The sequence below is a fragment of the Nitrosopumilus sp. b1 genome, assembly GCF_014078545.1.
Taxonomy (GTDB): domain Archaea; phylum Thermoproteota; class Nitrososphaeria; order Nitrososphaerales; family Nitrosopumilaceae; genus PXYB01.
In genome coordinates, this window is sequence record NZ_MU078719.1 from 97,345 (window position 1) to 120,177 (window position 22,833).

Annotated in this window: 20 protein-coding genes; 17 read left to right on the plus strand and 3 right to left on the minus strand. The window is 37.6% G+C overall.

Translation table 11 applies throughout. The annotated features are described in order from the left end of the window. Window positions 1–48 precede the first annotated feature (48 nt). The 16 genes from C6988_RS05420 (at window position 49) to C6988_RS05490 (ending at window position 17,491) form a co-directional block, all read left to right on the plus strand. Window positions 49–750, plus strand: a complete 702-nt coding sequence (locus tag C6988_RS05420; protein ID WP_182134041.1) for an ATPase domain-containing protein — start codon at window positions 49–51, stop codon at window positions 748–750. Between the two features lie 32 nt (window positions 751–782). Further along, entirely contained in the window at window positions 783–2,456 is a 1,674-nt protein-coding gene (locus C6988_RS05425) for a type II/IV secretion system ATPase subunit (RefSeq protein WP_182134042.1), read from the plus strand. Next, window positions 2,456–3,952 (plus strand): flagellar assembly protein FlaJ, encoded by a 1,497-nt coding sequence (locus C6988_RS05430; protein ID WP_255464270.1) that lies wholly within the window; start codon window positions 2,456–2,458, stop codon window positions 3,950–3,952. Before C6988_RS05425 ends, C6988_RS05430 begins: the two co-directional genes overlap by 1 nt. A 71-nt stretch (window positions 3,953–4,023) precedes the next feature. Continuing rightward, a complete protein-coding gene (locus tag C6988_RS05435) occupies window positions 4,024–5,157 on the plus strand; it encodes a methyl-accepting chemotaxis protein (protein WP_182134043.1) in 1,134 nt (377 codons plus the stop codon). An 84-nt stretch (window positions 5,158–5,241) separates the two neighbouring features. After that, a complete protein-coding gene (locus C6988_RS05440) occupies window positions 5,242–6,309 on the plus strand; it encodes a cache domain-containing protein (RefSeq protein WP_182134044.1) in 1,068 nt (355 codons plus the stop codon). A gap of 87 nt (window positions 6,310–6,396) precedes the next feature. Next, window positions 6,397–7,764 (plus strand): methyl-accepting chemotaxis protein, encoded by a 1,368-nt coding sequence (locus C6988_RS05445; RefSeq protein WP_182134045.1) that lies wholly within the window; start codon window positions 6,397–6,399, stop codon window positions 7,762–7,764. After that, on the plus strand, window positions 7,761–8,480 hold the full coding sequence (locus C6988_RS05450; protein ID WP_182134046.1) for a chemotaxis protein CheW: 720 nt from the start codon (window positions 7,761–7,763) through the stop codon (window positions 8,478–8,480). Before C6988_RS05445 ends, C6988_RS05450 begins: the two co-directional genes overlap by 4 nt. A gap of 166 nt (window positions 8,481–8,646) precedes the next feature. Further along, entirely contained in the window at window positions 8,647–9,729 is a 1,083-nt protein-coding gene (cheB, locus tag C6988_RS05455) for a chemotaxis-specific protein-glutamate methyltransferase CheB (protein ID WP_255464271.1), read from the plus strand. Continuing rightward, window positions 9,716–11,263 (plus strand): chemotaxis protein CheA, encoded by a 1,548-nt coding sequence (locus tag C6988_RS05460; RefSeq protein ID WP_182134048.1) that lies wholly within the window; start codon window positions 9,716–9,718, stop codon window positions 11,261–11,263. Before cheB ends, C6988_RS05460 begins: the two co-directional genes overlap by 14 nt. A gap of 10 nt (window positions 11,264–11,273) precedes the next feature. Next, window positions 11,274–11,981, plus strand: coding sequence for a chemotaxis protein CheC (locus tag C6988_RS05465; protein ID WP_182134049.1), 708 nt, complete (start codon window positions 11,274–11,276; stop codon window positions 11,979–11,981). Further along, on the plus strand, window positions 11,975–12,808 hold the full coding sequence (locus C6988_RS05470; protein WP_182134050.1) for a CheR family methyltransferase: 834 nt from the start codon (window positions 11,975–11,977) through the stop codon (window positions 12,806–12,808). The genes C6988_RS05465 and C6988_RS05470 overlap by 7 nt, the downstream gene beginning before the upstream one ends. 2 nt (window positions 12,809–12,810) lie before the next feature. After that, a complete protein-coding gene (locus tag C6988_RS11180) occupies window positions 12,811–12,942 on the plus strand; it encodes a hypothetical protein (RefSeq protein WP_255464273.1) in 132 nt (43 codons plus the stop codon). Then, complete coding sequence (locus tag C6988_RS05475) at window positions 12,935–13,315, plus strand: response regulator (RefSeq protein ID WP_182134051.1); 381 nt, start codon at window positions 12,935–12,937, stop codon at window positions 13,313–13,315. The genes C6988_RS11180 and C6988_RS05475 overlap by 8 nt, the downstream gene beginning before the upstream one ends. A gap of 223 nt (window positions 13,316–13,538) precedes the next feature. Next, a complete protein-coding gene (locus C6988_RS05480; RefSeq protein WP_182134052.1) occupies window positions 13,539–15,386 on the plus strand; it encodes a YncE family protein in 1,848 nt (615 codons plus the stop codon). Window positions 15,387–15,426: 40 nt separating this feature from the next. Next, entirely contained in the window at window positions 15,427–16,134 is a 708-nt protein-coding gene (locus tag C6988_RS05485) for an LON peptidase substrate-binding domain-containing protein (protein WP_182134053.1), read from the plus strand. 1 nt (window position 16,135) lies between these two features. After that, window positions 16,136–17,491, plus strand: a complete 1,356-nt coding sequence (locus C6988_RS05490; RefSeq protein WP_182134054.1) for a peptidase — start codon at window positions 16,136–16,138, stop codon at window positions 17,489–17,491. Here C6988_RS05490 and C6988_RS05495 read toward each other — a convergent pair. Next, window positions 17,483–20,266, minus strand: a complete 2,784-nt coding sequence (locus tag C6988_RS05495) for a copper resistance CopC/CopD family protein (protein ID WP_182134055.1) — start codon at window positions 20,264–20,266, stop codon at window positions 17,483–17,485. The genes C6988_RS05490 and C6988_RS05495 overlap by 9 nt on opposite strands. Before the next feature lie 104 nt (window positions 20,267–20,370). Here C6988_RS05495 and C6988_RS05500 point away from each other — a divergent pair, with 104 nt between their 5' ends. Next, the gene (locus tag C6988_RS05500; protein ID WP_182134056.1) at window positions 20,371–20,997 is read left to right on the plus strand and encodes a hypothetical protein; all 627 of its coding nucleotides are present in this window, start codon (window positions 20,371–20,373) and stop codon (window positions 20,995–20,997) included. A gap of 14 nt (window positions 20,998–21,011) precedes the next feature. Here C6988_RS05500 and C6988_RS05505 read toward each other — a convergent pair whose 3' ends face one another. Together C6988_RS05505 and C6988_RS05510 are read right to left on the minus strand one after the other, a co-directional pair. Then, window positions 21,012–21,914 carry a PEFG-CTERM sorting domain-containing protein gene (locus tag C6988_RS05505; RefSeq protein ID WP_182134057.1) on the minus strand — a complete coding sequence of 301 codons (903 nt, stop codon included), beginning with the start codon at window positions 21,912–21,914 and terminating at the stop codon, window positions 21,012–21,014. Window positions 21,915–21,973: 59 nt separating this feature from the next. Continuing rightward, window positions 21,974–22,795, minus strand: a complete 822-nt coding sequence (locus C6988_RS05510; RefSeq protein WP_182134058.1) for a CFI-box-CTERM domain-containing protein — start codon at window positions 22,793–22,795, stop codon at window positions 21,974–21,976. Window positions 22,796–22,833 lie beyond the last annotated feature (38 nt).

The window sequence follows — 22,833 nt, forward strand, 5'->3', positions numbered from 1 at the left end:
GGATCTAGATTGTATAATTTGTAATTTAAAGAATGGATGTGACGATACATGACGCAGATTATTCCATGTGGAAACGAAGAAGTAGATAGGGCCATAGGCGGTGGAGTGCCATTTCCTTGTTTGATGATTCTTGAGGGTGGACATGGAACAGGAAAGAGTGCAATGACTGCACAATTCATGAAAGGAATTTTAGATGCCAAAAAAAATGTTTTGTGTATCACAGAAAACACTGTCAAAGAATACATCGAGAACATGAAGTCTATTACATTTAATTTCTCTAATGCATTTTTACAAAACAGACTAACCATTCTTCCTCTTCACATGTATGGTGTAAAATGGACAAAGGAGCAATCCGCATTTCTTTTACCAGTTATAGGAAAATACATTGGAAACAGCTTTAAGGAAACAAACTGTGTTGTAATTGATTCACTAACTTTACTTACTGTCTTTGCAGATGCCAGCCAGATCCTAGACTTTTTCACACAATGCAAGTATCTCGTTGCAAATGGAATGTCCGTTATTATCACAACTCATCCCGATGATATTCCAGCTGATATTGCACAAAGGGTCAAGGGAAGTGTCGACTGTTACTTGCAGCTAGGCTCAACAAACGTTGCAGGAAAGGACGTCAAGACTCTAAAAGTTATCAAGCTAATAGGTTCAAAAGACGCATCAGAATCCGGCTTTGCCTTTGAGGTTGATATGACATTTGGAATAAAGATCGTACCAATCTCAATGGCAAACGCTTGAGGTGTGCTTGCAAAATTATGGAGGAGTAAGAGATGGCATTTGATTTCTCTCAAGTTAAGGACAAAAATTTCTCTGAAGTTCTAAAAAAGACGCCACATCTTTTGGATTACATCGACAGCTACTCTGCTAGGGGAAACCCACTACCACTCTTTACAGATACACTAAAGCCTGAACACAAAAAACTGAAAGAGCCAAACCTGATGTATCCAATATCAGAGCAGGCATTTATTCACATTAATCCACATACTACTTCAGATGATGGATACCTCGAGTATGTCATAATAGAGCCTCCGCCACCAGAAAGAAAACTAATGGAGATGGCAGACAAGCTGTTTGCAGTCCAATCCGGTTCCTTGGATCCCCCAGTTGAGATTACAGAGCGATTCAACATGGTTGAAAATTACCTTGACAAGGCAGTATCTGTCCAAGATGGTCCAGTAGATTATGAAAAAGTCGGTGATGTTTACAAGCTAAAGACACTACCAGTTGAAAAGAGCAAGTGGAATTCTCTAAAGTATCACTTTTTACAAAAACGTGCGGGAACTGGTCTATTAGATCCGTTTCTCTCTGATCCAAACCTTGAAGATATCTCAATTATTGGTGCAGGAAACGTTTACGTCATTCACAAGTCCTTTGGAGCACTAAAGTCTCCATTATTCTTAGGTGTTGAAGAAATTGATGAGCTTATCATCAGCATGTCAGAGCAATTTGGAAAGACCGTGTCCCATGCAAAACCTGTTGTAGACTCTGTGTTGCCTGATGGCTCCAGAATTAACATTGTGTTTGGAAAAGACATCAGCAGAAAGGGAACAAATGCCACAATCAGAAAGTTTGCAAGTACGCCACTATCCATTATTCAAGTACTTACATCAAAGGCACTTGACTTTAGAGAGGCAGCATACATGTGGATGATGCTCAGTGAAGGAATGAGTGTCTTTATCAACGGAGAAACTGCATCAGGTAAAACTACGACTCTGATGGCACTTACTGCATTTATCCCATCAAACTGGAAAGTAGTAACAATTGAAGATACACCAGAACTTACACTGCCACATTCTAACTGGATTACAGAAGCTACCCGTGACACTGGTAGTCCTTCATCCAGTGTGACAATGTTTGACTTGTTAAAGGCTGCCTTGAGACAGAGGCCTAACTATATCCTGGTCGGAGAAATTAGAGGCGCAGAAGGCAACATTGCGTTTCAAGCCATGCAGACAGGTCACCCTGTAATCAGTACATTCCACGCAGCAAACATGGTTGCACTGATTCAAAGACTTTCAAATGATCCAATCAACATTCCAAAGACTCACATGGAGAACCTAAACATTGCACTGTTCCAAGGTGCAGTGCAGGGACCAGGTGGCAAAAGAGTAAGACGTGTTCTATCAATTAATGAGATCCTTGGGTATAATCCCGATGGTGGAAACATCATGTTCATTCCTTCATTCTCATGGGATCCTGGAACAGACGAGGTAAAATTCAAGGGAAAAGGAAGCAGTGCACTATTCATATCTCATGTTTTGCACAAACGAGGAATGTCAAGAAAAGATGAGGGAAAACTTTACGATGAGCTAGAACTTCGAGCAAAAATTTTGGAGCGAATGATGGAAAAGAAGATCTTCAACTATTATGACGTCTTTGATTCTATTTCACACTGTAGAGAAATCGGACTTGAAGCATTCTACAAGGAGCTTGACACTCTATAATGGAGCTAGCAAAATTTCCCCTGATTAACAAACTTGCAACAGGTGGTGGCGCAGAAGCAATTGATGAAAAGTTTGTCTACTTTATGGCGTTTCTCTACTCCATCTCAACTGGTGAGGTAGAATCTGTAGATATGATAAAGACTGCATCAAAGAGTGGATACGGAAAGTTCTCTCAAGCATTCATGGACACGTTTCGTCTTGGTGTGGGGTGGTCATACGGCTTATCAAAATCCCTTGAGATGATTGCAAACAAGGTTGCACAAAATAATGAGATTCAATTAAAGCAAATCCTAGTCAAACTTGCACAGGTAGTAAGGCTAGGTGATGATCTAAAGACATTCTTTCATGCTGAAGTAAAGTCAGCCATTATGAACTTTGAAATAATTTATGAACGAAAGCTAGAGACTCAGAAACTCTTCTTGGAGATGTTCTATACCTTAATGTCTACTGCAGCCTTTATGGTATCTGCAAACTCTATCATGACAATGTTGATGGGCTCAAATGATGCCGAAGACATTCTGTTATCGTCATTAATTGGAGTATCTATCAGCATGACTGTCTTTGTATTTTTGATGTACATGATGTTCCCTAGAGACAAGCTTGCATATGCAACAGCAGATGATGATCTAAAGTTTAGACTACGTGTATACATGATGGCAGGAGTCGGTGCAGGAATTGGGATTGTCTTATTCATGATTCCTGATTTTCCTAATACTCTGGCGGTAGGTGCTGCAGTTGCACCACTAATCATTCCGGGATTAAAGGCAAAGAAGATGGAGTCTCAGATAAAGGAGCTAAACCAAGCCTATCCGGAATTTATAAGACACTTTGGAGAAATTTATGCTACAGTAGGTTCAATGGGTCAGGCACTTGATGCTGTACTACGAAGTGACTTTGGACCACTACAAAAACATGTAATCGGATTTAAGAACAGAATCAAAAACAGAATTGATCAAAAGTTAGGCTTTGAGTTATTGTCCAGAGATGCGGGAAGCGAAATCATTGCCAATGGAAACCAAGTGATATCCACTGCAATGGATAAGGGTGGTGACATGAATGAGACAGGAAACGTTGTTGCAGATATCACACTAAAGATGAATGAGCTTCGTGCAAAGAGATCTCAGACTGCTAAAACATTTGAGACAGTTGTAGTGGTACTTCATATCTTGACACTTGCAGTATTTGGACTCATGAACAAATTAACTGAGATATTCTTTGAGCTAATCAACACAGTTGATGTATCAAACAGCACATTCCAATTAACCCCAATTGATCCAGAATTTATGGCAGCAATGATGCCTGTAATGATTATCATGACATCAGTTCTAAGCGCAGTAGCAATCAAAGTTGCACAAGGAGGATTGTACAAGACAGTATTTTACAACATTGCAATACTTGCAGTACTTGGTGCCATAGTATCATTTGTGATGAACTTTATGCTGGCTGACTTTCTTGAGACCCACATTCTTGACTTTGTGGATGAGACTGTCCCGTAAGAGAATTCATAATATGATCGTATGATATGAACACCCACATGTACGAATAGTAATTTCTTTGTATAAAAAACGTGGATTCTATACAGAAAACTACCACTGAAGAAAAAATCACTATAGACTCACTGGATGAGAATATTGATGAGAGTCCAAATTCTGAGACAAAGAATACATCACTTGATAGAGTTATTGAGATTACAAAGCTGATGAGTCATGATACTGAAAAGGCACTTGACACAATAAACACCATAAACAAAAAAACAGAATTTTTAGCAATTAATGCATTAATTGAAGCAAGCAGAACAGGTGATGCTGGAAAAGGATTTCAAGTCGTTGCTGAATCAATTGATGTTTTAGCTACAAAAACAAAAGAGGCAGTAGAAAAGATGCGAAAAGAGACAATCTCAAAGATGAGTGAGCTTGGAAAAATTATTGAAGAGCAATCAGTAAACATTACAGGAAATAGATTAGCAGATCTTGCATTAACAAACATTGATTTAATTGATAGAAATCTCTATGAAAGAACAGCCGATGTTAGGTGGTGGGCTACAGATAACATCTTTGGAATTGCATTGCTGAGTAAAACCAAAGAATCCATTCAAGAAGCGCAACATAGACTGGGTACAATTCTAAAATCCTATACTGTATACTATGATCTTGTTCTAGTTGATCTTGAAGGAAATGTTATTACAAATGCCCAAGCCGACAAATTTGATATCTCAAACCAAAACTTTGCCTCAAAACAATGGTTTCAAACTGCATTAAAGACTTCAAATGGTAGTGAATACGGATTCCAATCTGTTCATAGATCATCAACTAGTGGATCCCACACCATGACATTTTCCTGCAAGGTACATGAAAATGGTGATCCAAACAGGCCAGCAATAGGTGTGTTGGCCGCCGTATTCAACTGGGATGGTTTGGCCCAGCAAGTAGTAAATGGAACTCCAATTAACCAAGATGAAAAGGAAAAAACCCGTGTTTGTATAGTTGATGAAAATGGTACAATTCTTGCAGATACCCAAAATAGAATCCTTGATAAATTTAGCATTCCTAAAATGAATGATTTATTCGCTAAAAAACAGGGATTCGTAAAAATATCCCAAAGGGGAGAAGAACAACTAGTCTGCCATGGGTTATCTCATGGATATGAGACGTATGCCTCTGGATGGCATTCTGTAATAATACAGGATATATCAAATAACTAATCAGAATTTAGTCATATTTTATGAAATCAATCTGTTCATCATAAACGCACACAAGCAAATTACTTAATTTAGAGTTGAAAAATTGTGCAAAAATCAGTATATGAAAACTCTAAGAATGTTACTTTGGAAAGCATATCCAAGCTTGTAAACACAATGTCAAGCGAGATGGATAATGCTATTAAAAAAATTCAAGACATTAATGAAGAGACACACATTTTGGCACTTAATGCAGCAATTGAAGCAAGCAGTGCTGGTGATGCAGGAAAAGGATTTGGTGTTGTAGCAGAACACATGGGTGAGCTATCAAATGAAACTGCAAGAATCACAAAAAAAATGAATAACAACAGTCAAACAAATATTGTAGAGCTTGAAGAAATTCTTACAACTCAAGCAGCTAGTGTACGAGGCAATAGACTTGCAAATCTTGCATTAACAAACATTGATCTAATTGATAGAAATCTCTATGAGCGAACAGCCGATGTTAGGTGGTGGGCTACAGAAAAAAGTGTAGTTAATGCACTAACTGATAAAACTCCTGAAGCAATAAATTTTGTATCAGGACGTCTAAATACAATTTTAAAGTATTATTCAATTTATCATGACTTAATTCTAGCAGATGCAGATGGAAACATTATCGCAAATGGCAATCCACAGTTTAATCTAAAGGGACGAAATATTTCTGAAAGACCATGGTTCAAAAATGCAATAAAGACTAAAAATGGTGATGAATTTGGCTTTGAATCTGTTCATAACTCGCCTCCAATAAATAATCAAAATATTATTACTTTCTCTTGTAAAGTTCACTCAAATGGAGATACCAATCAACCATTCATTGGAGTGCTGGGAACTGTCTTTAACTGGACAGGATTGGCTCAAAAAATTGTCAATGATACGACAATCAATGAAGATGATAAACCACGTACACGTGTGTGTATAGTCAATAAGGAAGGAATAGTTTTTGCTGATACTCAAAATAAAATTCTTGAAGATCGAATACAATTTGATGGATTAGACGAAGTCTTTAAGATGAAAAAAAATTTTATCACTAAAAAAATTGATGGTAAAACATTCTGTATGGGTCATGCCATCTCTCCTGGATTTGAGGGATATTCAACAGGCTGGCATTCTTTAATTATTCAAGAGATGGCTTAAAGTAGTAAATTAATAATTTTTTTCAAAATGTTTGTTCAATGCAAACATCTCTAGGGTTATTGGCACGAAAAAAAATCTAAAATTACGTTGGCTAAAGGAAGTACCAAGTTTAGTGTTAAAAAGAAACTATTCATCATAAACTGTATTTTACTTACCGCTGCACTATTGGCAAGCGGTTTTGCAATTTCTCAATTCATAAACTTGGGACAGCAACTACATGACGGTGCAATCACTCAAATTCAAATTGAGCAGACAATTCAAAGTGTAATAATTATACAAATTAGTCTTGCATCAATTGCAGTAGGAGTAAATGGATACTCATTTTTGTTTGCTAGAAAACTGACTAATCCAATCATAGAAGCTGCTAATGCTGTCAAAAAGATTAGTGAAGGAGATCTTACAGTAATGATTTCACAATCAAAATCCAAAGATGAGCTTGGTGAATTAACAAATGCTTTACACTCAATGTCTGAGAACTTGAGAAATCTTGTTACAGACGTACGTGAAACTGCAATCAAGGTTGCTTCTGATTCTAGAGAATCTGCTGCTGCCACTGAGGAGCTAAATTCCAGTGTTGAAGAAGTCGCAGCTACTGTACAGCAAATTGCAAGTGGTTCACAAACACAAGCACTTGAATTAGCAAGCGCTAAAGCAATTGTAGAGAATGTTAGAAATACAAATTCAGCAGATGGTTCTTCTGCAGCAGATAAAATGTCAAGAATTATAGAACTAACAAATCAATCTTCTGAAAAAGTAAAAAGTCTGGCTGATAAGAGTGCAAAAATTACTACAGTCGTAGAAACAATTCGTGACATTGCAGAGAAAACCAACCTTCTTGCATTAAATGCAGCAATTGAAGCTGCCAGAGCAGGTGAGTCTGGACGTGGATTTGCAGTAGTCGCAGATGAAGTAAGAAGACTAGCAGAAGGATCTGCAAAATCCTCAGAAGAGATTGATAACCTAATTAGAGAAATTCAAGAACAAATACAGCATACTGTTAAAGGAATTGATTCCAGTGCTCAAGAAATTGAGGAAGGAAGGGAAGTAGTTGATATGTCACTAAAGGCACTTGTAGAGATTGGAAATAAGGTAGCAGAAGTTGCTGCAGTTGCTGAAGAGAATGCATCTGCCACAGATCAGGCTTCCGCTGCTGTTGATCAGCAAACTACTGCCACTGCAGAGATATCACACTCTAGTCAGAGTACAGCCACACTAGCAGAAGAGCTAGAAAATAAAGTAAGTAAATTCAAGCTGTCTGGTAATTTTGAGGAATCCCCATCTGACTTACCAATTCACGAGTTAGAAAAATCACAAAATCTTGCTCCTCAAGAGCAAATTATTGAGACTAAAAATGGTTTGATGACAAAACTCTTCTCAAAGAAAAAAGACAAGACAAACACAAAAAGTGAATTTGATCAACTTGCAAGTGATACATTAGGAGACGATGAGAATTGACCCAGCAAATCACTACTGATTCCATTCAAGTAGTAACATTTTCTCTAATCAATAGCACTAATAATAAAAAAGAAGATTATGCAATTCCAATTGAACAAGTAAAAGAAATTCGTACCTTAGAAGAAATCACAAAGATTCCAAAGGCCAAATCCTATGTAAGAGGAATAATGAATTTACGTGGTTTGATAATTCCAGTTATTGATGTAAAAAATAAACTAGGCTTTGGAACAACTGAAATCTTATCATCATCCAAACAAAGAATTTTGGTAGCTGATGTGCATGATTCGCTTTATGGACTGCTTGTTGATGACGTAGATCAAGTTCTAAGAATTTCATCAAATGATATAGGTGCACCACCCCCAGGAGCATTTGATTCGTATAACTATGTGAAAGGAATTGCAAAAACCAATCAGAAATTACTCGTATTAATTGACGTTATACCTCTAATTCGGGATGCGGCTGATGTAGAAATACCAAAAAGTGAGCCTAAAGAGCCAAAACTCGAAGTAAAAAAGGAAATCATTCAAAATGAAACTAAAACTGAAGAGATCGCTGACGATATACCAGATGAGTTAAAATCTGTTTTTGAGGAAGATGCCAGTGGAACACCTCCTGCTGAAATTATCCGTAATGAAGAAGCTGATACAACCGCTGATTTTCAGACACGAGTTGACCAAGAATCAGAAAAAATCTTTTCTGGCACATTGCGTTCCTAGACATTTCCCAAAACATTCTATACATTAAGAATTTTTTTAAAATGTATGATCACGGCGAACATACTTGACAATATATCAAAATATTCAAAAGATAATTGATGTTAGGCGTTCACGTAGAACTGCATACTAGATTCTATCTATTGAACAAATCCTATGGATTACCAACTTGGGGGATAATGATATCATGATGACAAAGTCTGTTGAAAACCAGATCAACGTATGGGTTGTCAATGATTCACGATACATGACGCAACTTCTTATTGATTTAATATCTCATGAAAAAATTAAAGTTACAAATACTTCCAAAGATGGCGCAGAAGCACTACGAAGACTTGATTCATCCAAACCAGATGTAATCTTATTAGATTTGGAAATGCCAAAAATGGATGGTCTTACCTTCATCGAAGAAGTTGTTAAGCAAAACAAATTGGTTCCAATAATCATTGTTAGCAGTTTTTCACAGGATGGAGCAAAGGTAGTTTTAGATGCACTTGAAAACGGGGCACTGGATTTTGTTCCCATTCCACAAACCCCATCACTAAACATGAATGAGCTAAAATCTTCTTTGATCTCTAAGATAGAGATTGCTTCAAAGTCTGATCCAATTCAATTAATCTCTCAAAATATTACTAAACTCAAACCAAAACAAAAAGCAATTATCACTGCAGACGCTGCTGAAAGGGTTATAGTAATTGGCTCTTCTACGGGAGGTCCAAAAGTAGTCCAATCAATCATCAGTGCACTGCCTGAGGATATCAATGCAGGAATTCTTGTTGTTCAACACATGCCCAAGGGATTCACTACTCAATTTGCAAAGCGACTGGATGATTGCTCCTCTCTATCTGTATATGAAGCAAAAGATGATGACTTGATTAGAAATGGAGTAGTTTTGGTTGCACCTGGCGACTATCACATGATTGTTGAACCAAGCAGGAGAGTAAAGCTCATCACGGGACCAAAGAGGTTTGGCGTTCGACCTTCGGTGAATATGACTATGGTCTCAGCATCTGAAGTATTTGGTACAAACACCCTTGGAGTCTTACTGACAGGAATGGGACACGATGGAGGTTTTGGGATGAAGGCGATAAAGAAACGTGGGGGAAACACTATCGCACAAAATAGTACTTCTGCTGTAGTCTATGGAATGCCCAAAGCAGCAGCTGATCTTAATGCAGTTGATCAATCACTCTCTACTGAAAAAATACCTAACGCAATTTGTCAAGGAGTGGAAAAACTTGTCAGAAAATAACTATCGTGAAATGTATGTATCTGAAGCACTAGAGCATGTGGAAATTATCAATGATGCCTTGCTAAAGCTTGAAGAAGAACCTAACGTTAGAGAGCATTTAGATCTAATTTTTCGCTCAGCGCATACTATCAAAGGAATGGCAGCTACTATGGGGTATGATCAAACTCGTGAACTATGCAAAAACATTGAAAATATTTTTGATAATATTAGAAAAGGAAAATCAAAACTCACTCAAAATCTTGCTAGTGCACTCTTCAAATGTGTTGATTTGCTTCAACAATTCATCTCTGATGAGAACAAAAAGGCAGATCTTGCTCCATATCTTAACATGCTTGAAAATCCTGACTCTGCACAAAACATAGCATCAACAGATTCTGTATCAAGCAAATCCCCTACAATTCGTGTCAAAATGTCAGATCTTGATTCGCTGGTAAATCTAGTTGGTGAACTAGTCATATCAAAAATGCGTATGGAGAAAATTGTAAACCAAAATCACTCAGAAGAATCGCGACAGATAATGATGGAGCTTGATAGGCTCATCACTGATTTACAATATCAATCGATGAAGATTAGATTAGTACCAATTGATCAAATCTTTAGTCGTTTTACTAGACTTGTCCGTGACACCTCAAAATCTCTAGGCAAAGAAATTGAGCTAGACATGAAAAGTGGAGGCATTGAGCTTGATAGAACAATTTTGGATTCAATTACTGATCCACTATTGCACATACTTCGAAACTGCGTCGATCACGGACTTGAAACCCCATCTGAAAGAACCGCAGCTGGCAAACCCCCTTCCGGGACTATCTCATTGACTGCATCCAGAGTAGGTGATCAGATTGAGATTAAGATACAAGATGACGGTAGAGGAATTAATCTTGAGCGTCTCAAAAATAAGGCCATAGAGAATGGTCTGATTTCTGCTAAAGATGCAAAATCCATGAGTAAGGAGGAGGCAATTGCGTTACTAGGAACACCTGGACTATCAACTGCAAAAGAAGTCACCGATATCTCAGGCAGGGGCGTTGGCATGGATGTTGTGATTAGGCAGGTAGAAGAGGTTGGAGGCAGTGTGAAAATTACGACAGAGGAGGGAAAGGGCACATGCATGACACTCACCATTCCACTGAGCGTATCAATAATGGGAGGATTACTTGTAAATGTCTCAAATCAAAAATATGTTCTACCACTATCTAGCATTACAACCACTGTCAAAATTCCACGTGAGAAAATTCAAAGCGTTCATGGAATGAATGTCTTCCAGCTACGAGATGATGTGGTACCATTGGTTAACGTTGCAACATTATTAGGAATTCAAAATGATGAAAACACGACTAAAGAAACTCTTACTGTTGTTATAATAAACAAAAATGGAAAGCCATACGGCTTGGTAGTTGACTCCTTTGATAAAAAGCAAGAGATAGTTGTAAAGCGCTTAACTGATACTTCTAGTTCTTCTGATTCATTTACTAATGCTACCATATTGCCTGATGGACGTGTTGCACTAATTTTAGATCCAGCATTATTAGTATAGGAGCTTTTTCTTGACGCAGTTAACAAAACTAGAGCCAGATGAAATTACAAAACTAGAAAATACATTCAATGAATACATCACAGCAAAGACCTCTTCTGCATTATCCACCTTATTTTCAGAATCAATTTTTCACAAAGTGAAGATACTTGATGATGGAATTTGTAACATAAAAGAGACTAAAATTCCTGGTGATGAGATAAAGATGTGCGGAATTAGCCTCAACGGAAAGGGCGACACACACATTGAAATTTGTTATACAATCAAGATAAAACATGCAAAAAAAATTGCCGCAAAACTCCTTGATCAGCCAATCGATGAGCTAGATGACCTAAGTACGTCTGCAATACAAGAGGTGGCAAACATCATGACTGGCTCATTTTTTAATGCAATGTCAAGTTGCACAGGATTTAGAGTAGAGTTATCCACACCTGATTTTGCAAAAGGAGAACTTCCATCATTGGTGAGCGTCTGTGCAAAAAACATCGCAAACCAAATTGATACTGTAGTGATTACCGATGCAGAGTTTGTGGGAGAAGAAAGCGGAATAAAAATTCACATGATGATCTTGCAGGATATTCTTCATATACGGGAATTACTAAAACACCAAAATTCTAAAAATTCTGTAGAAAAACACGAGGAAGAATATTTTATTGGAGGCCAAAACTCTGAGCTTGATTCACTTGTAGAGGATGCCTTAAAGGAGGAAAAATCATGTTAGCTAATGTCACTTTTTCTGAAAAAGAGATCTCTCTGATCAGGAATATCATGAAGGATAATGTGGGCATTGATCTCTCTGATTTCAAAATACCCTTCATATCAAGGAGAATTAATGCAAGAATGCAGCTCAAGGGAGTTAGAGAAGGCTCAGAATATGCCAGACTGTTAGATGAGGATCCTCTAGAGCCACTTAACCTATACAACTCCTTATCAATCAATGTAACAAAATGCTTCAGAGATCCAAACGTATGGGAAACTTTTCGCGCAAACATTCTTCCATCAATGATTCAAAAAATTGGTGTCAACGAAACCATTCGAGTTTGGAGTGCAGGATGTGCAACAGGTCAAGAACCATACAGCCTTGCAATAATGCTCAATGAAGCAATTGGAGCCAAAAAAATTCATTTCAAAATTACCTCTACTGATATGAATAGGGTCTCAATTAGTATTGCAGAGACTGGAAAATATGATCCAAAAAGTCTTAGTAACATTCCGACTGAACTATTTCCTAAATACTTTCAAAAATTAGATGATGAACTCTACCAAGTAAGAGATGTTATAAAACAAAATGTTGATTTTATTGTAGGGGATGTAAGTTCCGTTGACATTGATTCAATGGATCTTATTATGTGTAGAAATTTACTAATCTACTATAGTCGCGACGCTCAAGAATTATTATTCAAAAAATTCCATAAATCATTGAAACAAGATGGGCATTTGATTTTAGGAATGGATGAATCTATGCTAGGGACCATCGGTACTAGTCTATTTCTTCCATTATATCCAAGGGAGCGAATTTACACCAAAGCAAAGGAGGATTTATCTTGAACTTGACTATGTTTTCAAAAATTCCAAAAAATTCGTTTATGAATTTTTTCAAAATGTATGTTCGCTCTGGACATACTCAGGGATATTACTTTAATTCAGGAACAAAAGTAATGCGAGGATTGTACCATGAGTAGCCGTGCTCCTAAGTTTCTCATAGTTGATGACGCATCATTTATGCGAACATTACTCAAAGATATTGTAAAAAAGAACGGTTTGGCAGGGGAGATCTTAGAAGCAGGTGATGGAGTTGAAGGTGTCAAAGCATACCAACAACACAAACCTGATCTTGTTACAATGGATGTAAACATGCCAAGAGCAGACGGCATTCAAGCTTTGCGTGCAATAATGAAGATAAATCCAGCAGCAAAAATAGTCATGGTGACCTCTGTTGAACAAAAAGACATTGTCCAGGATGCTATGCGTCTTGGGGCAAGGGATTATGTTGTAAAACCATTTGATCGTTCTGCAGTACCATTGGTTCTAAACAAAGTTCTAAGACAGAGATAATCAATACCAAAAGGACCCTTGAATCCTTTGTATGTGCCAAATTGGATCTAAAAACTTGGTAAATATGCCTGATATTTTATAGAATAAGCCCGTTCAGGGCAATTGGGCATGATGGAGGGGTACTCTATTTATCGAGAAGGCAGTATGGAATTGACACATTATTGTGTCTTAGAATTTCTAATCACTGTAAAACTTTCTTCCAGCGTGCACTGGAGGAAAGTTTTTGGCCAGTAATACTAGTGGCTTTTCTGAAAGAACTGTAATTCTTTTAGTTATCGCTGGAATCACTGCAACAATTTCTGGTTCTTACTTTGTATTCATGGATGCATCTGGTGAGAATGCTGGAGTAAATGTTGGTGAAGGACCGCGTGGTCTTGGAATCAACCATTACACAAATACAGTTTATGTTGCAAATTATGTTTCAGATACAATTTCAGTAATTGATGGGCAAACAAACACTGTTCAAGATACAGTTGAATTAGATGGAGGACTACTTACAGGAGGAGCCGCAAGAGTAGCGGTAAACCCATACAACAATCTAGTCTATGTAACACAAAGATTTACCGATTCTGTATCAGTAATTGATGGCCTAACAAACAATGTTGTGGCAACCATTCCAGTACAAAGTGGCCCGTGGGCAATTACGATTAATCCTAACACAAACTTTGTTTACACAACAAACCTCTTCTCAAACACTGTCTCGGTAATTGATGCAAGTACAAATCAAGTTGTAAAAACAATTCCAGTTGGTAGTGGTTCATGGGGAATTACAGTCAATACTAATACCAACATTGTATATGTTGCAAACAGTTTGTCCAATACTATGACAGTCATTGATGGAAATACAAATACAAAAATTCAAGAAATAACGGTTAACACGGGACCATGGGGAGTTGATGTAAACTCATTTACAAACAAAGTTTACGTTACCGGATGGGATTCCGATAAAGTTACCATAATCGATGGAAACCTCAATAAAATTGAGAATTCTATTGTAGTTGGCTCAGGCATATGGGGAATTGCTGTAAATCCACTGACAGATTCCATATTTGTTGCAAATGAGAATACTGGCACAATTTCAGTCATTGATGGTCAAACAAATAAGATATCCAATGTAATTCAGACAGATATTGCTCCTAGAGGAATTGCCGTAAACCCATTTACAAATCAGGTCTACATGACTAATCTCTTTTCAAATTCAATATCGATGGTAGAAGGACCTTCAACCTCAATTGATGTTGATGCCTTGCTTCGAATCTTAAACCAAATACAATCAAACCATAATCTTGATTCAGATATACTGTATCAGATTCTTGAAAATACTGCCTTACATTATGACACAGATGACCAAACTCTGGTATCAATAGTACGGGGAGTAACAAATGGATTTGGTAACATTGACTCTCAGACGTTATCACGTATCATTGAAAAACGTGATTTTGGTATTGAAATTGATGCAGAGGCATTTGAGGAAATCTTTGATAATCTTGATTCTCAAAATGTCATCAATACTGAAAAAATTGACGCAATATTACAAAATCTATCTAATAATGAAAACATCGACTCTGAGGCAATCTTTTCTTCATTAGAGGAGATCCTACTTAGCTATGAAAAAATTGATCCTGTTACACTTGGAGTGATCTTGGAAAAAGTTGACATTAACAATCAAATCAAACCTGATACAATAAAAAATATTCTAGATAATCTTGAGCTGAATCAAAGCGTTGATTCCTTGGTGTTGGCGGATGTACTAAACGGCTTGATCTATAATGATGAGATGTTCAATGGTGCAGAACTAGACATTGATGCAGTGGCTATAGCGCTATTCAATGAGTTTGAAGAAAATGATTCAGGAGGACAGCTCAACCCTGATGAGGTGCCGCTCTGGCCAAAGATAATTGCCGTTCACTATTCAGGTGGAGACATTGCAGAGTCTGATCTAAAAGATGTCTCAATTGATTGCAGCCTTGATGCATTTAAGAAGAATTTAGACTTTAACAACATGGATAACCTCTTTAATCTCTGGGCGTCTTCACTGCCACTGTGTGCCATGGGGTATCCTGGCTCCTAAAACTGACAGTCATATATCCAATGAATTGATAATGTGAGTATTGAGCATCAAGACTATTCCGATATTTCCATTAGATCTAGTACTATTTCCTGGTCAGGAATTACCGCTTAGAATTTTTGAGCCGCGATACAAGCAGCTAGTAGATGACTGCATGCTAGGCGATGGTCAATTTGGCGTATGCTTGATTGATGACTCTGCAAAAATTCAGGGATGGCAGGCACCACATAGCATTGGAACCATAGCAAAGATCACAAAATGCCAAGACATTGACATTGCAGGAAGACATCTTTCCATAGAGACAGTAGGAAGGGGCAAGTTCAAGATTAGAAAGATAATCGAGCCTGCAGTATCACTACCATATGACTATGATCCAAACTCCGAAGAAGGATTAGAGAGAATGGGACAATTACATGAAAAAATTGGAATCAATGAAAAACTCTACATCCGCGCTGAGATCCAAATGATTCCAGAGATAACTGAAACGATAAAGCTTGATCAGTGGAAGGAACTAGTGGAGTTGTGGAAAGAAAAGATCATCTTGCAAGCACTGCCACGTGTTCTAAACCCGTTTGATCTTGATCAAATTTTGGTAAAATACAGTTTGATATCTGAAATACCGACAATTGATTATGTATACTCACTTGCCGCATTGGGTGCTGCAAGTCCCAACGAATTACAACCGCTTCTTGAGACAGACAATCTGAATGATTTAATACAAAAGGTAAAAGAGCTATTCCAGAGGCGATAGCTTGAATCAATTCATTACTCTTTTAGCAGTGTCAATAGTACTTTTTCCACTAGTACCACAAGTGTTTGGTCATGGATTTGGACTAGATACAATCTCTGATGTGACAATTGCTGACAAGAAATTATCAATTACTATAGAAATGCCAACTGATTTTGATCCTGAGAAAGATGCACAACTAACAATCACTGCAATCGATCAAAAAAGTAAGGAACCTGCTCAAAATGTTACGTTTCTCGTAGGACTATTTCATGACGATGAAATGATTTTTCGAAATTATTTCTTTGCACCAAATGGTGTGTCAACTATAATTCTAAATCCTACAGATGATGAAAATATCAAAATTACTGGAAACCAGGATTCTCTTTTGGGTGCATGGCATGGTACAGACTCACAGCCTGTCACCATTAGCGGTCCAGTATTCGAGTCAGGAGGATTATACCAATTTGAGATTGAGATTAGAACAATTGATGAGCCAACAAATATCATTGAAAATGAAAAGACCTATTCTGCAGATGTTAGTGTCATAGAAGTAAGTACTCATCCACAAAAGGACAGTAACGGTAATGACGTAAATTTTAGGATGAAATCATACTTTGATAGCATCACTGAATTCAGATACGAGCCTGAAAACGACCTAGTAGAGTTTGAGATGCCCTTTGACTGGAGTGATAGTGCCATCTCACACATTCCTGTAGTTCATGAAGAAGTTCACTTTCCAAAGGATTTTGTCGAATTTTGGAGTCCCAGCTATGTCGGTAAAGTAAACGATGTTGAGCTATTCAAATCATCAATTACCATTGATGACTATACAGAGGAGGATGAGAGAATTGTTCATTTTGTCTTACTTGGGGATCATTTGAAATACGTAAAAAATGAAATGCAAAAAAACAAGCAAGAGATTCCTGACAAGATGATCTTTTCCTTAACGAAAAGTGAAAAGTCTGCATTCCCTATGATAGCAATGACAAAAAATGAAGAGCTGCAAGTTGATCTATCCTGGGATCCTCCTGAGATAAGCCCCGATCAAAAAACAAAATTTGTGTTTACCATACGTGATGGAAGAACTGGTGAGCCAATGAGACAATCAACATATGATTTTGTAATTATTCAAAATGGAAACGAAATTCATAGAAACAGCGGAAATGCAGCTGTTGGAGGTGCATTTGAAGACTATACATTCTCAGAAGACCAGACAGGTCCAACCATAATTCGATTTGAAAACATTAGAAACACTGGATATGAAACAGAATTTGGAGTCGTTGTCGTTCCAGAGTTTGGAGCTTTTGCAGGATTAGTTTTGTTAGCATCTTTGTTGCCAATTCTAGTAATTAGTCGAAGGTTGAAACGTTTATTCTGAATCAACAAGTGAGTTTATTCTTCTCTTATCGTATACATTTTTTACAAAGAAGAGTGATGTTGCAATTACTCCCATCGCGATTAGTGGTGAAGCAATTTCAGAATATCTTAATGAAAATTCTGATTCATCAATTCGTACTGTACTGGTGTTTGGCAGCTCAGTCAACTCTACTTTTCCAAGCTTGTATGGCTTTTGTTCTACAAACCAGATGTCTTGGTTATTATCAGATGTAGTAAACTGTACCCAAGACTCTGTTGTTGGAATGGGAATCTCGATGAATTGTTTGGTATCTGGATTAAACACTCCTAGCTTGTCTACTGTATGTTCTGCAAACCAAGCGTTTTGATATCTATCAAATACGACACCATTTGGAAATGCATCGACATCTGGAACCGAATATTTTGAAAACGTCTCTAGTTCTGGGTTAAACTTTGTAATAAAACCTCCAGCCTGGTGTTCTGCAATCCAGATGTTTCCTTGTGCATCAAATGTCAATGTTTCAGGCGTAGAGAGAGGTGTTCTTGGCTTTATCTCTCTAATCTCACCAGTCTCTGGAATGATGTATCCTATCTGACCTGAAACCTGCTGTGAGAACCACATCTTTCCCTTGGAATCCGATACTAGAGCAAAGGGTGCAGAGTCTGCTGTCGGAAGGATAAACTCTTCAAAGTTTTTTGTTTCCTGATCATATCGTAACAAGACATTCTTGTTTACAATTGATATCCAAATGTCATTATCCAAATCTGCAGCCAAAGAAATTGGAAATGAATCCTGTGTAAGTGGTTTTAATTTTGGCAGCTCAACTAGTGTTACTTGTTGTGATTTTGGTTCAATAAAACCAATTTGACTTCCCGGAATGTCTGTAAACCAAATCTTTCCATCGTTATCCACTGCTAATGTAATTGATGACTTGCCATCAAATTCAAACTTTTCAAACTCCTGAGTTTCTATTGCAAACTTCCAAACTCTTGGCGCTGATGAATCACTAATCCAAATGTTTCCTATCCCATCAAACACTGGATACAACGGAGCCCCTGGCTCTGGAAATTGATATTCTATGATATCTGCTTTGAGATCAGCTAATCTTGGTTTCACAAATAGACTCATGATTACACTTTCGTTAGCACTTTCAGTACGTTTTGCTTCAATCTCAACCTGCCAAGTGCCTGAGAATCCAAACGTGATGTCTCCTCTGAATTTTTCTCCAGAATTATTTTCACTAATCTTTTTTGTAGGAATCTCAATTGGTGACACTCCACGGTGGGGATTGGACACTTTGATCTTTACTTCATCAAGATCAGCAACAGCTTTTCCTGAAACATCTGATATTGTGACCCATATTGTATTGGAGCCTGTAACAAATGGCAAAATCTCCACATCAAATCTTATCGTATCAGAAAACTCTGATAAGATTAAACCAAAATTAATCTTCTCTGCAGAAACAGTTTGAATTTCACCTGCAGGTAGAGTTCCATTGGTAAGTAAAGCAACAACTCCTAAAAGTGCAATGCCTAAGACAGCTTCTGCCTTTAGATACTTGCTTAGTTTTTTGTGAACCTTGACAGTTTTTGATTTAATCTTAGACTCTGCATCCTTCATTACTCCAAATTGGTAATAACCACCCATGGCAATCATGGCTGCTGCAAGCAGTATCTTTGCCATGATTAGCTTACCATAGGTTGATTCTGTAATGATTCCAATGTTGCTCTCAAGTAACCACAGCAAGGTGGGACCTGAAATAATCACTATTCCAACTGAAATTACAATCATTATTGAGAATCTTGGTATGGCAAGAACTGACATTATCTCTCGTTTCGTTTCCTCTAATCTTGCAAAAGTTGGAAGCAGAACAAAGACAAAGAAGATTATTCCTCCAATCCATGCGGCTGAAACCAAATTGTGTACATAGTCTAAAACAACAGCAGGCATCTGCTCACTTGCCATTCCATGTCCAAGCATTGTCGTAGTTGCAATCAGTGCCAAGGACATTATCAAAAGCGGTATCTGCTTTTTGAAAGAAAGCGCTCCCATCCTATCCATTGCAAACCAAATTCCAAGTAGGATAACTGTGATGCCCATTCTAATCATCCATGTAAAACCAAATGATGTCTCCAATACATCAAATGCTGAAGCCTCAAGCCTTAGCGACTGGACAATTAACATCAAAATGTTTGATGCAAAAACTATGGCAAGACCAAAACCCGTAACTGATAAAAATTTCCCATGAAAAAACTCTTGTACTTTGTTCATGTCGTCTTTAATCAAATCTTTTCTTTGTGTTCCCCACACAAACATTGATGCTATTGCAGCTCCTAAGACAATTGTTTGCCCAACTAATCCTGGAAACCTAGCACCTGCTTCGGGAAAGAAAATTAATTCAGCTGGTGACGGTGCACCTGCTGACTCGTCAATAACTACATCACCTACTCCAAAGATTATGGCATCAGAAACAAGATGTCCATCAACCTTTGATAGAACTTTACTGGTTACCGTGTATGTGCCATCCTCAAGGGGAGGAGTTGTAACAATTAATGAATAATCTCCCTCAAAATACTTTGTATCCTTGTTATCTATTTGATTTCCATTACTGTCTAACACTTTTAGTACGCTAAAGTTTAGCTCTACTCCTTCTGAATAGTAAACAATGACTTCAGATGTTCCTGCCGCAACATTAGAAAATCTTGCCGGATTTGTTTCCTCTGTGAATGGATGAGCATATGCTAGTGGAAGACTAGTTACTGAAATTAGTAAGAGAATCATCAAAAACTTGTTCATTTATTATTCAATTGGCTGCTGCTAATTTAAACAATTTACATGATCTTCGATATTTGTACCAAGATACGGGAAATCTTAAAATCGATTAAACATCAAATTAAAGTATGAATCATCTTGTTTTGCTATTTGCAATTCTAATTATAGGCATGGGAGTTCCACCTGCTTTTGCCCATACTACAGTTCATGTGGAACAATTTGAAATTGAAGTTGGATGGGGCATTGAACCACCAGTAGTAGGAATAAGAAATGACTTTGTCTTTGAGATTTCAGAGCCAGGCCCAAATGAAGGAGTAAAATCTGGTGTAATCAATGCGTTTAGAAATCTAGAGGCAACTGCAAAGTTTGGCGGCATAACCAAAGTTCTTGATATCAATTCTGATCCAAGACCAGGTCATTACTACTCTTCAGTTATTCCAACAAAGACGGGTTCCATCTTAATTGACATAAAGGGAGAAATCAATGGCGTACCAATTGATGTTGAAATTCCCGTAGAGGATGTGGAAACTACAGCTGTTCTTGACTTTCCACCGTCTACTGGTTCATCTAATCAAGACATTACATCAATGAAAAATGCAATATCATCTCTGCAAAAAGAAATTAACTCTTTGAAAACTGGCTCTGGAGCTAACTTGGATAATGTTGGACCTGCATATGACTTTGCAATATTTGGATTATCACTTGGAGCTGCCGGTGTAGTACTAGCCGTAGTAGCAATGATAAAAAGAAAATAAGAAAGAGAAAATTCCTATAGTCTTGGAATAACTCTAGATTTTGCAGTTACTGCGATGATGCTGATTATGGCAACACTGAGTATCAACATTGTAATTGCACCAAACTCTGGAACAACTTTTGTAAATACTACTTTTTCACCGATTGGGCCAGTTCTTGTACTAAGCTCACCTACTCCAAGTCCTTGTAGTGTAATTTCAACATCTACTGGATCTGCAGTTTTTAATGCTGCTGTAGTGTGAGAACCTGTTCCTTCGTGGTGATGTGCACCCATATCATCGAGTACAACTTCACCATTTTGTGTTACTTTGATATCATGGTTTAGATGTTCTACTGTCATACCATTAGGATCTTTTACCTCAAGAGAAATTTCTAGTCCTGCACCTGCTGCTGGTTTGTCAGCCCAGATCATTACTGAATATCCGCTTGCGGTCATTCCCATAGCTGAGGCATCTCCTTCCATGTGCATCATTCCGTCACCGTGATCATCACCGTGATGATCATCTTCCATTTCTTCGGCTTGTACGTGTACAATGCCTACCATCCATGGATGTACTTGACAAAAGTATGGGTAATCACCTGCAACTTCAAACTTGTGAGAGAATGAATTGCCTGCTGTAAAGAAGCCACTGTCAAATCCATTTGGATAATCAACTCCAACTAGATCCTTGTCTTCATTTAGATCTCCAGCAGTTACTGTGTGACCTGCGTCATCATTTACCCATGTTACTTCGCCACCAACATCGATGGTTACTTCATATGGAATGTAACATTCGTTTGTTTCTTCACAACCTGGTACACTAGAACCCATACCCATTTCAACTGTAGCAGTTGCATGGTCAGCAAATGCTGATGGGACTATTGCGCCAGCCATTATTGCAAAGAGAACGAAGATTGAGCTAATAGCTATTGTCTTCATTGCTTCAATACCCCTTCCAGTAACATAAAAACCTCTCCTAGGATTATTACAAGTGACGGCTATTTTCTTCTAAATTGGTACACTTTTAGAACTGCAAAAGTTGGTAAGCCTATATAGATTCCAGCATTTAGCATAATGATACCAATTCCATAACCTAACATCTCTTCTTCAGAATCAACATCGACATGATTCAAAATTGATAGTGTGGATAACATTGGAGTAATTGCAAGCTTTACTGTTTCTTTGAATATGGGATTTTCTCGCTCATAGTCAGCTATTGTTGGTGAAAATGAATAGTACAACTGGTTGAATCCTGTCATAAATGCAGTACCTGAATGAGTAGATAATACTACATTATCTCTAATATCTCGTAGCTGTTGCACCTGTGGTGCAAGCTCAGATCCAAATGCTGCAGTAGCGATAAGACACCCTCCACCTTCTTTTCCATCAGATATTGGTGGCATAGATTGTGATGCTTCTTCACCAACGGCAACTGCAAAAGTTACAGTCTCTAATGGAATTGGCTGAAACAAAATTCCTTCAACTTCGATCACTGCGTCATAAGTTCCCTTTTGTCCAAATTCCACTGGGATTGTTACGGAACCAGTAGAAGTATGTGTTAGTGGTATTGGCCCAAACATGGTAACGCCATCTTTGAGAACTGTTAATCTGTAATCAATATGCTCCTGAACGGTATTTGTAGTTGGATTTAGGAAATCAATGCTTAGCTTTGTGATATCTCCTGGATTAGGACTTGCAGGAGAAGTTGAAAAATCAACATTTAACGTTCCTTGATCGGTTGGAAGTACCTGCGAGTTTAATTGTGCAAATGCTGGAGATATAAGAAAAGATGCAAACAAAATTGCTAGTAGAATTTTCACAAGTCATTTTACTCTATACCAGATATAATAATTTGCCA